Genomic DNA, 14,775 nt, shown 5'->3' with positions numbered 1-14,775 from the left:
GAATGCGGACAGTGCCTATTATAATTTAGCAGAATAAAAAATTAATGAAATATTTAAGATTATCAGGCCTTGAGCCTCTTATCATAACACCGGAAAGTAATTTCATCAATGTTGGTGAAAGGACTAATGTTGCCGGGTCCAAAAAGTTTTTAAGACTGATAAAAGAGGAAAAATTCTCTGAAGCACTTGATATTGCCAGAAATCAGGTAGATGGAGGTGCACAGATCCTTGATGTCAATTTTGATGACGGACTGATCGACGGAAAAGCGTCGATGATCAAATTCCTGAATTTAATAGCCTCAGAACCGGATATTGCAAGAATTCCGGTGATGATAGACTCTTCCAAATGGGAGATCCTGGAAGCAGGACTGCAGGTCGCACAAGGTAAATGTGTGGTGAATTCTATCAGTTTAAAAGGCGGTGAAGAAGAATTCATCAAACAGGCTAAAGCGGTCAAAAGATATGGAGCCGCAGTGATCGTAATGGCTTTCGATGAAGAAGGTCAGGCAGACAATTATGATCGAAGACTTGAAATTTCAAAACGGTCGTATGATATTTTGGTTAACCAGGTGGGTTTTCCGGCAGAAGATATCATTTTTGACCTGAATATTTTCCCGGTGGCAACGGGAATGGATGAGCACAGAAGAAATGCCATCGACTTCATTGAAGCAACAAGATGGGTTAGACAGAATCTTCCTTACGCTTCCGTAAGTGGTGGTGTAAGTAATGTCTCGTTCTCGTTCCGTGGAAATGATACCGTGAGAGAAGCAATGCACTCGGTATTTCTTTATCATGCCATTCAGGCAGGAATGAACATTGGAATCGTGAATCCTGCAATGCTGGAAGTTTATGACGAAATTAATAAAGAATTATTAGAGCTTGTAGAAGATGTCATTCTCGATAAAAGAGAAGATGCTACAGAAAGACTTTTGGATTATTCTGAAAAGAATAAATCGGTTAAAAAAGAGATCGTAGAAGAACTTGAATGGCGAACCAGGCCTCTGCAGGAAAGAATTACCCATTCTCTGGTAAAAGGGATCGACCGTTTTATAGAAGAAGATGTAGAAGAAGCCAGACAGATTGCTGAAAAACCTTTACATGTTATTGAAATTAACCTGATGACCGGAATGGGGGTTGTGGGAGACCTCTTCGGAAGCGGAAAAATGTTCCTTCCACAGGTGGTAAAATCTGCAAGGGTAATGAAAAAAGCAGTAGCCTATCTTCAACCTTTTATTGAGGCTCAGAAAGACGGTTCAAGACCAGCCAACGGAAAAATTCTGATGGCGACGGTAAAAGGTGATGTTCATGACATTGGTAAAAATATTGTGAGTGTTGTTTTGGGTTGTAATAATTATGAAATCGTTGACCTTGGAGTAATGGTTCCAGCTGAAAAAATTATTCAGGCTGCTATAGATCATAAGGTTGATGTGATCGGATTAAGCGGACTGATCACACCAAGTCTCGATGAAATGGTATACATCGCTTCCGAATTGGAAAGACAAAATCTCAATTTTCCTTTATTAATCGGTGGTGCTACAACTTCAAAAGCACATACCGCTGTGAAAATCGATTTAAAATATAAAAATGCGGTTGTTCATGTGAATGACGCTTCCAGAGCAGTGAATGTAGTGAGCTCATTGCTTGGAGACCGAAACAAAGAATATGTATCAGAGCTGAAAGATGAATACTCTGATTTCCGTGAGAAGTTCCTGAACAGACAGGTAGATAAAGATTATGTTTCCATTGAAGAAGCCAGAAAAAGTCATTTCAGTATCGACTGGGAAAATGAGGAGATCTTTACACCGAATAATTTAGGAGTAACCGTACTGGAAGATCAGGATTTGAATGAATTGCTTCCTTTTATCGACTGGTCTCCGTTTTTCAGAAGCTGGGATCTTCATGGTAAATATCCGGGTATTCTCGAAGATGAGGTGGTGGGCGTTCAGGCTAAAGAATTGTTTAAAGATGCACAGGTTATTTTAAAGAGAATTCTTGATGAAAAATTACTCAAGGCAAAAGCCATCTTCGGGATTTTCAAAGCCAATTCAAATGAGACCGATGATATCTTAATCTTTAATGAAAATAATGAAGAGCAGGCTAGGTTTCTAACCTTAAGACAACAGGCACAACGCTCTAAAGGGAAAGAATATCTGGCATTAAGTGATTTTATAGCACCACAGAGTTCAGGGAAAACGGATTATGTTGGGGCTTTTTGTGTCTGTACCGGATTTGGAACCGATGAACTTTCGGATGAATATGAAAAAGCCAACGACGACTATAATGCCATCATGGTAAAAGCTCTTGCAGACAGATTCGCAGAAGCCTACGCGGAATTTTTACATAAAAAAGTAAGAACAGAATATTGGGGCTATGCCAATCAGGAAAGCCTGAGCAATGAAGATTTGATCGCAGAAAAATATAAAGGAGTTCGTCCTGCGCCTGGTTATCCTGCCTGTCCGGATCATCTGGAAAAGAAAACCATCTGGGATCTTTTAAAAGTAGAAGAAAATACAGGAGTTTTCCTCACCGAAAGTCTTGCCATGTTTCCTACAGCAGCCGTTTCCGGATATTATTTCGGAAGTCCGCATGCCAAATATTTTGGTCTTGGAAAAATTACCGAAGATCAGCTTCAGGATTATGCGAAAAGAAGAGGATGTTCCATAGACGAAGCAAGAAGGTGGTTATCTCCGAATCTAGCTTAAAAGTTGACGACAGATTGGTTCAGGTCATTCTACCGGGAACCAACAGCTCGTCAGCTGGCAACCATCAACAAAAAATAACTAAACTATAAAATGAAGATCACTGAACACATTAAGAACGCAAACGGGAAGACCTTATTCTCCCTGGAAGTGGTTCCGCCCCAGAAGGGAATTGGAATCGAAGATCTGTACACCAACATCGATCCGCTCATGGAGTTTAAACCTCCATTTATTGATGTTACCACTTCCAGAGAAGAGTATATTTATCTTGATAAAGGCAATGGCCTCATGGAACGCCGTATCACAAGAATGCGTCCCGGAACCTTGGGGATTTGTGCTGCGATCCAGCATAAATATAACGTAGATACCGTTCCCCATCTTCTGTGCGGAGGTTTTACCAAAGAAGAAACAGAATACCTTCTCGTAGACTGTATGTATCTGGGAATAGATAACATCATGGCTTTGAGAGGTGATGCCATGAAAGGGCATCAATATTTCGAGCCTACACCGGGAGGCCATGCCAGCGCCATGGATCTTGTCCATCAGATCAATGATTTAGGAAGAGGGAAATACCTTCACAATGATGAGAAAGCCTGTGATGAACTCAATAAGTTTTGTGTAGGAGTGGCAGGTTACCCTGAAAAACATATGGAAGCCCCCTCTATGAATTATGATCTGAAATGGTTGAAACAAAAAGTAGATGCCGGAGCAGATTATATCGTTACCCAGATGTTTTTTGACAATAAAAGATTTATTGAATTTGTGACCAAAGCCAGAGAAATGGGAATTACCGTACCGATTATCCCGGGAATTAAACCCATTGCTACAAAAAAACATTTAAAAATTCTGCCACAGATATTCAAGATCGATCTTCCTGAAGAACTGATCAATGAAGTGGAAAAAGCCAAAAACAATGAAGCGGTAAAACAGATCGGAATAGAATGGGCCATTACCCAATGCAGAGAACTGCTTGATTTCGGAGTTCCTGTACTGCACTTTTACTCCATGGGGAAAAGCGATAATATTAAAAAAGTAGCCGGAGAGCTATTCTAATAGAGTATTTAATGAAAGGAGCCCTGCTGTTCAACGGCAGGGTTTTTTATTTAAAGGATAGGATGTCTTTCAAATTCTTGATCGCGGTCAAATAAAAACCGGTAGGTAGCAAGTTTTCTGGTAACAGTAGTATCAAGACTCTCTGCTATTTTTATCATTTTAGGATTGAAATCTCCGATCCACTGGAGTTCCGTTGTTTTGAAATCTGTATGTTTTCTAAGATGTTGAGTCCCTTCCCAGATCATGTACCCATCAATCCCTTTCTTTTGCCATTCCGGAACCACCCCAAAAACAAGCCCTACCATTTTTTCATTCTTGGTGAATTGTTTGATCCACAAAAATTTGAGCTTTTCCACAATTCCAAACCGGCCGTTCAGGTATTTGAACCATTGGTTCACATCCGGAAGATTCATCCACATGGCAATAGGTTTTTCATTTTCATACACGAACCAGGAAATATGCTCATTGATAATAGGTTTCATGGTTTTAAACATTTTCAGAACCTTTGCTTCCTCCAGCCGCTTGCCTTCGCCATGGGCAGCCCAGGCCTGATTATAAATTTCGGTAAAATCTTTCGCGAATTTTGGAAGATCATTCTTTTTCATCGGTCTTGCTGAAATCGCGGGATTTCGGCTGTGCTTGGTATGCATAAGCGTAAAAATCCGGGAAACATCAGCGAAAATAGGCCGTGAAAAACAAAGTTGCTCAAAATACATTTTGAAACCGTAGTTCTCAAAAAGCTCTTTGTAGTAAGGGAAATTGTAGTTCATTCCAAACAGCGGTTCCGCAAAACCTTCCGTTAAGAGTCCCCAGAATTTATCCCGTTCCCCAAAATTGATCGGACCGTCCATCGCTTCCATCCCTCTTTGCTGAAGCCACATTTTACAATGGTCAAAAATAAAATCGGCGGTTTGCTGATCATTAATGCAGTCAAAGAATCCAATTCCTCCGGTAGGCTGTTTCTGTTCATAAAGACCAGAGATAAAAACAGCCACTTTTCCTACCGTCTCATTCTGTTTGTTTTTAAATAAAAACCGTGTACATTCTCCGTCCTCGAAAGATTTATTTTTTTCAGGATCAAAGATTTCTTCAATGTCCTGATTTCGGGGTCTGATATAGTTTTTGTCGCGCTGGTAAAGTTGGGCGGGAAATTCTAAAAATTTCTTTTTCTGGGTTTCGTTCTGTACTTCTTCGACAATAATCATAGGCTAAGTTGAGAATGGACAATGTTTTTCGTTCAAATAGAAATCGATGAACAGATTTTATCCGTATTTTTGTTGCAAATTAAATAAAAATGGTTGATTTTACCGATAACGACGATGATATTTTCACTGGAAAAGAACATACGCCTATTAGGAAAGATGCATTTGATAAATCGCCACAGGAAAAAATAGAAAAAATCACCGAACTTTTTGGTGAGATTATGGAAACACTGGGGATGGATATGACGGATGATTCTTTGAAGGATTCACCGAAGCGTGTTGCCAAAATGTATGTGAATGAAATTTTTGGAGGACTTCTTCCTGAAAACAAACCGGGAATTTCCACGTTTTCCAATAAATACAAATACCGCCAGATGTTGGTGGAAAAAGATATTACTGTATATTCATTCTGTGAACACCACTTTCTGCCGATTATCGGAAGAGCCCACGTAGCCTATATTTCAAACGGCGAAGTGATTGGCCTTTCCAAGATCAACAGGATTGTGGATTACTATGCAAAAAGACCGCAGGTTCAGGAAAGACTGACCATGCAGATTGTAGATGCTTTGAAAGAAGCATTGGGTACAAAAGATGTGGCCTGTATTATTGATGCAAAACATTTATGCGTCAACTGCAGAGGGATAAAAGATACCGCAAGTTCTACCATCACGGCAGAATTGAGTGGTATTTTCAGAACCAATCCTATTACCAGACAGGAATTCCTGCATTATGTGGGAAGTCATGCTAAACTGGATTATTAAGATCAATGATTGATCAGATCATAAAGAAGAATATCAGATTACTTTCTGAAAGATATCATCATGACATATTGTATTACGAAGGTGTAATTACGATAAAAAATGAAAAAAATATCATTGAAATTTTCTCTCAGATAAAGGATCATGTTTCCATTACCTATAATTTTGAAGATGAAATTGAGAAGGTTGAAATCCGGGATATTGAAATTTATGATTTATTAATTAAAATTTTTCGGAGAAAAAACTTAGAAAAAGTAAATTTGAGTCCAGGTTATCCATTAAATTTAGCGGATCTTGAAGAAGAATTTGGAAATTTACATAGATTTGAAAAAGAATTAATAGCTCTTATCAATACTAAAACTGATTATTCCTTTATTGGAGGAAATCGGGTATTGACAGAGTTTTATAAAAATATCTTAATTTTAAGGGATGACATTGGAAGTTCAAAATCTAATGTGTTAAATATAAGTAATGATAAAATTTAAAAAAGTTTCGGATAAGATTTTTGTAACAACCATTATTTGTTGCTGCTGTCAATGCTTTCGTTAAACGGCTTCAGCCCTTTAATAAATTCTAAAACTAAACTTAAAATCATTACATCAAAAAAACAAAACGATGCAATTAAAAATATACAATTCGCTTACAGCAGAAAAAGAAATATTTAAACCCATTTTAGAAGGAAATATCGGAATGTATGTCTGCGGACCTACCGTGTACAGTAATGTGCATTTGGGAAATGTAAGAACCTTCCTTTCCTTTGATTTTATCTACCGTTCCCTGATTCATTTAGGGTATAAAGTAAGATATGTGAGAAACATTACTGACGCGGGCCACCTTACAGACGATGGAAATGTTGAGAACGACAGATTCGTTAAACAAACCCGTCTGGAGAAGCTTGAACCTATGGAAATTGTACAGAAATATACGGTAGATTTTCATAAAGTATTGGAAATGTTCAACCTTCTTCCTCCCAATATTGAACCTACAGCCACTGGTCATATTGTAGAGCAGATCGAGTTAACACAAAAGCTTATCGAAAGAGGTTTTGCTTATGAAAGCAATGGTTCTGTGTATTTCGATGTTCTGGAATACAATAGGAGAGGTCTGAATTATGGTGAGCTTTCAAAACGTAATATCGAAGAGCTTTTTGCCAATACCCGTGATCTTGACGGACAGGGTGAAAAGAAAAATCCACAGGATTTTGCCTTATGGAAAAAAGCATCGCCTGCTCACATTATGAGATGGAACTCCCCTTGGGGCGAAGGTTTTCCGGGATGGCACCTGGAATGTACTGCCATGAGTACGAAATATTTAGGTGAGAAATTTGATATCCACGGTGGCGGAATGGATTTGAAATTCCCACACCATGAATGTGAAATTGCCCAGGGAAAAGCTTGCAATGATACGGCTCCGGTTAATTACTGGATGCACGCCAATATGTTGACGATGAACTCCCAGCGTATGAGTAAATCTACAGGGAACTACATTCTTCCGATGCAGTTAGTGACTGGAGAAAACGACTTCTTTGAGAAACCTTTCCATCCTACGATCGTGCGTTTCTGCTTCCTTCAGGCACATTACAGAAGTGTGCTGGATATCTCCAATGACGCGATGATTGCCAGTGAAAAAGGGTTTATCAGATTAATGGAAGCGATCAAAGTATTGAACTCTATTGCTCCTGATAACGAAAAACAGTCTGGATTTGATCTTAAAGAGTGGAAAAACAAATGTTACGATGCCTTGACAGATGATTTCAACTCTCCGGTTCTGATTGCCCATTTATTTGAAGCCGTAAAATATATTTTCGCTTTAAAAGACGAGAAAGAGACCATTTCTTCTGAAAATCTTGAAGATTTAAAATCGACATTGAATGCATTGGTATTTGATGTTTTAGGACTTCAGAATATAGAAGAGAATAATAATGAGAAACTTGATCAGACTTTAAAGGTTTTGATTGAGCTTAGAAATCAGGCGAGAAAATCAAAAAACTTTGACCTTTCAGATCAGATCAGAGATAAACTGCTTGCTGAAGGTATTGAATTAAAAGATGGAAGAGACGGAACAAGTTACGTTCTGAATTAAACTAAAAATAAATAATACAGCTCCCGCAGCTCACTTCGATTCTCCAGATAATATCATATCAATCTGTTGTAATCTGTGTGATCTGCGGGAGTTTTTTTATGCTCATATTTTAGTGATTTCCTATCATCTTGTCCGTCTCTCGCAGATAGAGCATATCTAATACGGAAAACTTACTCACGGTGGTGGAGCCGGCAATCTTTACTTCATTGAATATACAGTTGAATTAATCAACCTTTGCGTTTAAACACACGAATTCCAGAAATTCTTTCACGGTTAGTACGAATAGTATAGTCTTTCAATAGTGGAATTTGTGAAAAAAATTGTGCTATTTATGTTTTAGAAAAAATAAAATATCATAATACCAATGTTTACATTAAATGAGTGTAAATATTATGTGAATGCTGCAGTTTTTTTATGATTCAATAGAGAAATTATGTAACTTAGTCATACTAAAATCATTACGAATCTAAATTCTATATACTATGAAAAAACATTTATTCCCTCTTTTTTTGCTTGCGATAAGCGCCAATGCTCATGCACAGCAGGAATTTTTTGCGATTGCAGGAAAAGATACTTCCAGCATTATTTTCAGTGATTTCCGTGTGATGGATGCGGCGAACGGTACTTCAGGAGAAAAGATATTCTCTGCTGATAGTGCGGCAAAGGTGTTCTCTCAGGAAAGAAAAGGGAGTATTGTGGAAGATAAAAACTCCTACAGCCATTCGCAGGCAGTTACAATGGCAGCTCTGGCTTATGATCCATTGAACAACAACCTCGTGTATATGCCTATGTTTTCGTCCAATATTTATGTTTTAAATGCGAAGACAAAAGAAATTACATTGGTGGACAATGCCGTATCAAAAGTAACATCCTGTGATGTCAACTCGCATATCACGAGAATGACGGCAGGATATGACGGTAATATCTATGCTCTTAACAATGCGGGGACGCAACTTTTGCAAATCAGTAAAAAAGGAGGTCAGTATATGGTGAGCGATCTCGGAATTATTAAAGATGATGCTTCGAACGGAAAGAATTCATTTACAGCTATGGAAACAGGTTTCGGAGGTGATATGATTGGAGATGCAGAAAATAATTTTTATGTCTTTTCGGCCTCAGGAAATGTTTTTAAAATCATTGCAAAAGAATTAAAAGCAAAATTTGTAGGTAAGATTTCCGGTATTCCTGAGAATTATTCAGTCAATGGTTCAGCAGTCAATGCCAAAGGAAAAGTAGTCATTGCCAGTGCCAAAGGGGACAACCTGTATGAAGTTGATTTGGCTACACTTCAGGCAAAATCTCTTCCAGGTAATGAAAAACCTCATATCTATGATTTGGCCAGTAAGTATTTTGCTAACGAAAGAACTTCTTCAGTCAATACATCATCTGCAATAGATATCTATCCTACAAGAGTAGATGAGCATTTAATCAACATTAGTGTCAATGATAAAGCAGTAAAAGGAAATCTCAGCCTTACTGTTTTTGATATTTCCGGCAAAAATGTATTGAAACAGAGTCTGTCTGTAAAAGGCGGTTCACTTAACCAGCAAGTTGATCTGAAAAATCTTGTGAGCGGAGCATATATTGTGAGCGTTGCAGAGGAATCAGGTAAGATTCTTTTAAACAAGAAAATTTTAGTTACAGAATAAAACGTTTCAGTTCTGGATCGGAATTTATTTCGAATCCATGAAAATAAAAAACCTTTTCAACCTATTTTGGAAAGGTTTTTTAATGATTATTTGATCTTGAATAAGTTTTATTTTTCGATATTAAAATGTATTTTTATAAAAAAATATAGATGAAATTATACTTTAATGTAGGATATAATGCAAAGGCCGGACAAAATCTGCAGCTATTGATTGTAGATGATAAAGGTACTGCGGTCCAGACTCATACCCTATTTTATGCAGAAAACGGCATTTGGAAATGTGAGGTAGATTATTTCTCAAAATCAATTTCATACAAATATCAGCTTACGGACGAAAAAGGAAACGTTCAGAGAGAAGAGTTTGTCCTGCATCATCTTAATTTTCCTCATAACTATAAGGAGTTTATTATTTTCGATGAATGGAATAATAAGAATTTTCCCGAGAATTATTTAAACAATAAGATTCTTTATAACAAGCTCAATCAGTTTGTTCCAGAAAAGGCAGTAGTTTTAAAAAAGCATACCCATTTATTCAGGATTGAAGCGCCAGTTTACAATCCGGACTGGACAATTGTATTGTTTGGAAGTACAGCTTCTTTAGGAAACTGGAATTATGAAAAAGCGATTCATCTTTCTCAGACTGATTTTGGAATCTGGGAAGCATCTGTTGAGATTCCTGAGAACGAATTTATTCAATATAAGTATTGTATCTACGATAAAAAAGAAGGACGTGTGATTGACGTAGAGACTGGTGAAAACAGATTTACGCTCGCTAATCCACATGCAGATGTTCTGCAAATTGTTTCCGATCATTATTTTAAATTCAGGTCCTATCAAATGTACCATGATGCCGGAGTAGCGGTTCCTGTATTTTCGTTGAGAAGCGAGAATGGTTTTGGAGTCGGAGAGTTTTCAGATCTTAAAAAGCTTGCTGACTGGACGAATGAAACGAATCTGGGAATTATTCAAATCCTGCCAATTAATGATACAACGGCTAATTATTCATGGACGGATTCATATCCTTATGCAGCAGTTTCTGTGTATGCATTGCATCCCCAATATATTTCACTGGAAAATCTTGATTTTTCTTTACCGAAAGAATTAGTTTCTGAGTATCATGCTGAGAAAGAAGCATTAAATACTTTGGATCTGATTGATTATGAAAAAATAATTGCCGGGAAATGGAAGTTTTTAAAAGCGGTTTTCAATGCAGAAAAGGAGAAAATTTATAAAGACCGTAACTTCAAGAAGTTTATAAAGGATAATGAATACTGGCTGGTTCCCTATGCTGCTTTTTGTGTGCTTCGTGACAAATATAAAACGCCCAACTTCAACGACTGGAAAACTCATAAAAAATATATTGCCGGAAAAATTTCACAGTTTTTTACCGTAAAAAGCAAAGACTATGATGCTTCCATGCTGCATGCATGGGTACAATATCAGCTTCATCTGCAACTGAAAGATGCTGTAGAATACATCCACAGTTTAGGGGTTTCATTGAAAGGTGATCTTCCGATTGGTATTTACAGGTATTCTGTGGAAGCATGGACAGAACCTGAGCTGTTCGGAATGGATTTCCAGGCGGGCGCACCACCGGATCAGTTTACAGAACTGGGACAAAACTGGGAATTTCCTACGTATAATTGGGAAGCGATGAAGGAAGACGATTACCGCTGGTGGAAAAACAGATTTAAAGCACTCGAGCAGTATTTTGATGCAATGCGTATTGATCATATTTTAGGCTTTTTCAGAATCTGGAGAATGCCTGTATCTGCTACACAGGGAATCTTAGGGTATTTTTATCCTGCAGTTCCTGTTGTGCTGGAAGAATTCAAAGCGAGACATATTCCGTTTGATTTTAACCGCTACTGTAAACCCTATATAAATGAAAGGATTCTTTGGGAGTATTTTGGTGAAAACAGCCATCAGGCCCTTGAATTTATTAACAGGAATAATGACGGAACATATTCATTCAAAGAAGAATTTGATACCCAAAGAAAGCTGACTGATTTCTTCAAAAAGAATCCGAAAAGGGCTCTGGAAGAAAAGCTTGTTTCTTTATGTGCGAATGTTTTGTTCCTTATTGAAGAAAGAAACGGTGAAACAGTATATCATCCAAGATTTAATGTTTACCGCACCGATTCCTATCAATATTTGCCAGAATGGGAACAAAAAGCAATCTACGACCTGTACCACGACTATTTCTTCAGAAGGCAGGATCATTTGTGGTACGAAAAAGCGATGGAAAAACTTCCGGTTATTCTGAATGCCACAAAAATGCTGATCTGTGGTGAAGACCTGGGAATGGTTCCTGCATGTGTACCGGTTGCGATGGACGAACTGGCAATTATAGCTCTGAAAGTACAACGTATGCCATCAGATAATATTCCGTTTTATAATCCCAAAAATGCTGATTATATGAATGTGGTGACGGCTTCTTCCCATGACAGCTCTACGCTGAGACAGTGGTGGAAAGAAGATCCGGCTTTGACCCAGAAATACTTTAACCAGCAGCTTGTTCAGTATGGAAAAGCTCCTGACGAAATGGATTCTCATCTGGCTGAAATTATCATGAAACAACATCTTTATAATGATGCGATGCTGGCCATTTTTCCGATCCAGGAATTTATGGCTACTGATCCTGAACTTACCAATCCGAATACGGATAATGAAAGGATTAATAATCCTGCGGTTTTCCCTCATTACTGGCGATACAGGATGCATCTGAAGCTTGAGGACCTGAAACAAAAGGAAACGTTCAATCAAAAAATTGCCTACTGGATAAAAGATAGTGGAAGAGCATAAAATTAACAATTGATTATCAATTGGTTATCTGTAATTTAAAAGAAGTTTGATCTTAGGATTTAACTTCTTTTTTTTATTGATATCCAAAAGATAGAATAAAGATATTCTACTATATATTAACCAATTAACGACTATAGAGATGAAAAAAATATTTTTGGGATTAGCTTTGGTGCTGGCAGCTTTGTCTTCCGCCCAGCAGTATCCAAATAACGGATGGGGAGATGACGGATATTATCAGAACGGAGGAAGTTATACCGATGAGGACGATAGAAACTATTTCCCGGACGATTATTATTACAACTATCCTCAGGACTATTATCCTAGCGATTATTATCAGGGATATTATAATGACTACAGAAACAGTATTACCAATATCAACTGGAATGTCTTTTTCAGAGAAAACAGGCTGAACCGCTGGCAGATGGATCAGATCATGAGTCTGAATAATTTATATGTAAGTTTCTCCACCTGGGATAATTTTTATAGATATAATCCGGATAGATGGTATTATGACCGATTCTACGCACTGGAAAGAATTTTAGGACCAAGGGTATTTGTCGTTTTCCAAAACAATTATTACCGGGGAGCAAGCCCGATCGCTTACTTCCAGAATTATAGAAGAACCTATTATGCGCCGAGATATGCGGTAATGCCGAGATACCGAAATGTTAATATCAATATATACAGAGTAGACAGATCAAGATTTCGAAGAATGGACAATCCAACCTTTAATGTGATCCGAACCAACGATAGAGCAAATAATGGTTTCAGAGGACCGGTAAGAGACGGCAGTAATTCGGGAGGTTTCAGAAATCAGGCTGGTAATGACCGAAGATCTGAAAATACAGGAGGTTTCCGTAGAGAAAACAATGGAGGAAGAAATAACGGTGGTTTCAGAGGAAGCTCTGAAAATAGCGGAACCAGAGGTGGATTTGGAAATAATGGAGGTTTCAGAGGAAGCGGTGAGGTAAAAAGAGAAAGTGCTCCAAGAAGAGAAAATAACAACGGAGGTTTTAGAGGAAGCAATGGTGGTTTCCGATCTGAAAATTCAACTTCCAGTCCTCAGAATAATAATGGAGGAGGTTTCAGAAACAGATTAGTAAGCAAATAAATAATTTTCATATATTATATTTAAGTGGTGTGAAGGGCAGATTTTAGGATCTGTCCTTTTTTGTTTTCTATTTTGTGATTTTGGTATTGAAATTTAACATTTTTTATGAATATCCTGATTTAACTTATCTTTTAACTATGAATCAAAAAGGTATATAACAATTAATTAAATATTTTTTAAGATGAAAAAATTAGTTTTAGCAATAGCATTTATTGGAATAGGAGGTTTTGCAATGGCTCAACAGACCACGACAACTCCACAGGACAAGCAGGCAAAAAGAGCAGAGATGCATCAAAAAATGGAGCAAAAGCATCAGGAGCATATGGATCAGATGCAGAAAGATCTTAACCTGAACCCGTCTCAGGTAGCTCAGATCAAAGCGCTTCATGAAAAGAGAAAATCTGAAATGAAAGCTGACTTTGATAAGAACAAGGACGCCAGACAGGCCAAAATGGAGGATATGAAAGCTAAGAGAGCTCAGATGGATGCGGATATGAAGAAGATTCTGACTCCGGATCAGTATGATAAATGGCAGGCCGATAGAAAAGCGAAGATGGAGCAGAGAAAGACAGCGATGAAGGATAGAAAGATGATGAAGAAGCCTATGAATACTGCAGCTCCTGCAGCCAATTAAGTGTTCATAATTTTTATTTTTTAATGTGGGAAGGACGGGGAAATACCCGTCCTTTTTGTATTAATTTTCATTAAAACTTTTGATTTCGGGCTTTTATTGCTTATTTTTGACTACAAATTTATACTTATGATCAGCGAAAAAATTGCAACGTTAATTAACGAACAGATAGCTCACGAACAATATGCAGCACAATATTACCTTTCTATGTCAGCCTGGTTTTCAGGAAAAGACCTTGATGGTATTGCAAATTATTTCAGAGTTCAGAGCAAAGAAGAATTGATGCATGCGGATAAAATGTTTGATTTTTTAAATGATGTAGGCGGAGAGATCATCATCGGAGAAATTGCAAAACCTCCACACGAGTTTGAAAATGCTACTGATATTTTTGAAAAAGCATTGGAGCATGAAAAAAAGGTAACAAGAAGTATCTTTAATATTGTAAAAAACGCTAATGATGAAGGTGATTTTGCAACAACATCTTTTATGCAGTGGTTCATCAACGAACAGGTAGAAGAAGAGGCTAGTGCTTCGCAGTATGTGACAAAAATCAAGATGGTTTGTGATAATCCATCTGCACTATACCTTTTTGATCAGGAATTATCTCAAAGAGTATTTGTACCGGCAACAAAAGCTTAAGCAAAATATATTGGTAAAAGCGCCCGGCCGTTCGAAGAACGGCCGGGCGCTTTTGTTTTTACTGATATCATATTGGGGAGAATGTGGATAAAATCCAAACTTATCCACAATGATTTTTAGGCTTTTCTTATAGTTATGGAGAATGTA

11 protein-coding genes are annotated in these 14,775 nt (G+C 37.6%); 10 read left to right on the top strand and 1 reads right to left on the bottom strand.

Features of this window, described 5'->3' with window-relative positions; translation table 11 throughout:
* The first annotated feature begins 44 nt into the window (after positions 1 to 44).
* Positions 45 to 2,702 (top strand): methionine synthase, encoded by a 2,658-nt coding sequence (gene metH / locus EG346_RS03485; protein ID WP_123877007.1) that lies wholly within the window; start codon positions 45 to 47, stop codon positions 2,700 to 2,702.
* A gap of 90 nt (positions 2,703 to 2,792) precedes the next feature.
* A complete protein-coding gene (metF, locus tag EG346_RS03480) occupies positions 2,793 to 3,752 on the top strand; it encodes a methylenetetrahydrofolate reductase [NAD(P)H] (protein WP_073336405.1) in 960 nt (319 codons plus the stop codon).
* Positions 3,753 to 3,802: 50 nt separating this feature from the next.
* Here metF and EG346_RS03475 read toward each other — a convergent pair whose 3' ends face one another.
* Positions 3,803 to 4,957 (bottom strand): hypothetical protein, encoded by a 1,155-nt coding sequence (locus EG346_RS03475; RefSeq protein WP_123877006.1) that lies wholly within the window; start codon positions 4,955 to 4,957, stop codon positions 3,803 to 3,805.
* Positions 4,958 to 5,046: 89 nt separating this feature from the next.
* Here EG346_RS03475 and folE point away from each other — a divergent pair, with 89 nt between their 5' ends.
* From folE to EG346_RS03435, 8 genes are all read left to right on the top strand, one after another.
* Entirely contained in the window at positions 5,047 to 5,715 is a 669-nt protein-coding gene (gene folE, locus EG346_RS03470) for a GTP cyclohydrolase I FolE (protein ID WP_034725871.1), read from the top strand.
* Positions 5,716 to 5,720: 5 nt separating this feature from the next.
* Positions 5,721 to 6,197, top strand: a complete 477-nt coding sequence (locus EG346_RS03465; protein ID WP_123877005.1) for a hypothetical protein — start codon at positions 5,721 to 5,723, stop codon at positions 6,195 to 6,197.
* A gap of 130 nt (positions 6,198 to 6,327) precedes the next feature.
* Complete coding sequence (gene cysS, locus EG346_RS03460) at positions 6,328 to 7,794, top strand: cysteine--tRNA ligase (protein WP_123877004.1); 1,467 nt, start codon at positions 6,328 to 6,330, stop codon at positions 7,792 to 7,794.
* Positions 7,795 to 8,276: 482 nt separating this feature from the next.
* Positions 8,277 to 9,443 carry a T9SS type A sorting domain-containing protein gene (locus EG346_RS03455; protein WP_123877003.1) on the top strand — a complete coding sequence of 389 codons (1,167 nt, stop codon included), beginning with the start codon at positions 8,277 to 8,279 and terminating at the stop codon, positions 9,441 to 9,443.
* A 149-nt stretch (positions 9,444 to 9,592) separates the two neighbouring features.
* Entirely contained in the window at positions 9,593 to 12,247 is a 2,655-nt protein-coding gene (locus tag EG346_RS03450) for a 4-alpha-glucanotransferase (RefSeq protein WP_123877002.1), read from the top strand.
* Positions 12,248 to 12,386: 139 nt separating this feature from the next.
* The gene (locus EG346_RS03445) at positions 12,387 to 13,358 is read left to right on the top strand and encodes a hypothetical protein (protein WP_123877001.1); all 972 of its coding nucleotides are present in this window, start codon (positions 12,387 to 12,389) and stop codon (positions 13,356 to 13,358) included.
* 181 nt (positions 13,359 to 13,539) lie between these two features.
* Positions 13,540 to 13,992 (top strand): DUF4890 domain-containing protein, encoded by a 453-nt coding sequence (locus EG346_RS03440; RefSeq protein WP_073336419.1) that lies wholly within the window; start codon positions 13,540 to 13,542, stop codon positions 13,990 to 13,992.
* Positions 13,993 to 14,118: 126 nt separating this feature from the next.
* Positions 14,119 to 14,628 carry a ferritin gene (locus tag EG346_RS03435; protein WP_073336421.1) on the top strand — a complete coding sequence of 170 codons (510 nt, stop codon included), beginning with the start codon at positions 14,119 to 14,121 and terminating at the stop codon, positions 14,626 to 14,628.
* The last annotated feature ends 147 nt before the right edge of the window (positions 14,629 to 14,775 follow it).

This window comes from Chryseobacterium carnipullorum (assembly GCF_003815695.1).
GTDB classification, from domain to species: Bacteria; Bacteroidota; Bacteroidia; order Flavobacteriales; family Weeksellaceae; genus Chryseobacterium; species Chryseobacterium carnipullorum.
Note: the sequence above shows the minus strand (reverse complement) of the source record. Positions and strands in the feature narration are given on the sequence as shown.

Coding starts and splice junctions, on each gene's coding strand:
- metH (WP_123877007.1), top strand. CDS start 45: ATGAAATATTTAAGATTATCAGGCCTTGAGCCTCTTATCATAACACCG.
- metF (WP_073336405.1), top strand. CDS start 2,793: ATGAAGATCACTGAACACATTAAGAACGCAAACGGGAAGACCTTATTC.
- EG346_RS03475 (WP_123877006.1), bottom strand. CDS start 4,957: ATGATTATTGTCGAAGAAGTACAGAACGAAACCCAGAAAAAGAAATTT.
- folE (WP_034725871.1), top strand. CDS start 5,047: ATGGTTGATTTTACCGATAACGACGATGATATTTTCACTGGAAAAGAA.
- EG346_RS03465 (WP_123877005.1), top strand. CDS start 5,721: ATGATTGATCAGATCATAAAGAAGAATATCAGATTACTTTCTGAAAGA.
- cysS (WP_123877004.1), top strand. CDS start 6,328: ATGCAATTAAAAATATACAATTCGCTTACAGCAGAAAAAGAAATATTT.
- EG346_RS03455 (WP_123877003.1), top strand. CDS start 8,277: ATGAAAAAACATTTATTCCCTCTTTTTTTGCTTGCGATAAGCGCCAAT.
- EG346_RS03450 (WP_123877002.1), top strand. CDS start 9,593: ATGAAATTATACTTTAATGTAGGATATAATGCAAAGGCCGGACAAAAT.
- EG346_RS03445 (WP_123877001.1), top strand. CDS start 12,387: ATGAAAAAAATATTTTTGGGATTAGCTTTGGTGCTGGCAGCTTTGTCT.
- EG346_RS03440 (WP_073336419.1), top strand. CDS start 13,540: ATGAAAAAATTAGTTTTAGCAATAGCATTTATTGGAATAGGAGGTTTT.
- EG346_RS03435 (WP_073336421.1), top strand. CDS start 14,119: ATGATCAGCGAAAAAATTGCAACGTTAATTAACGAACAGATAGCTCAC.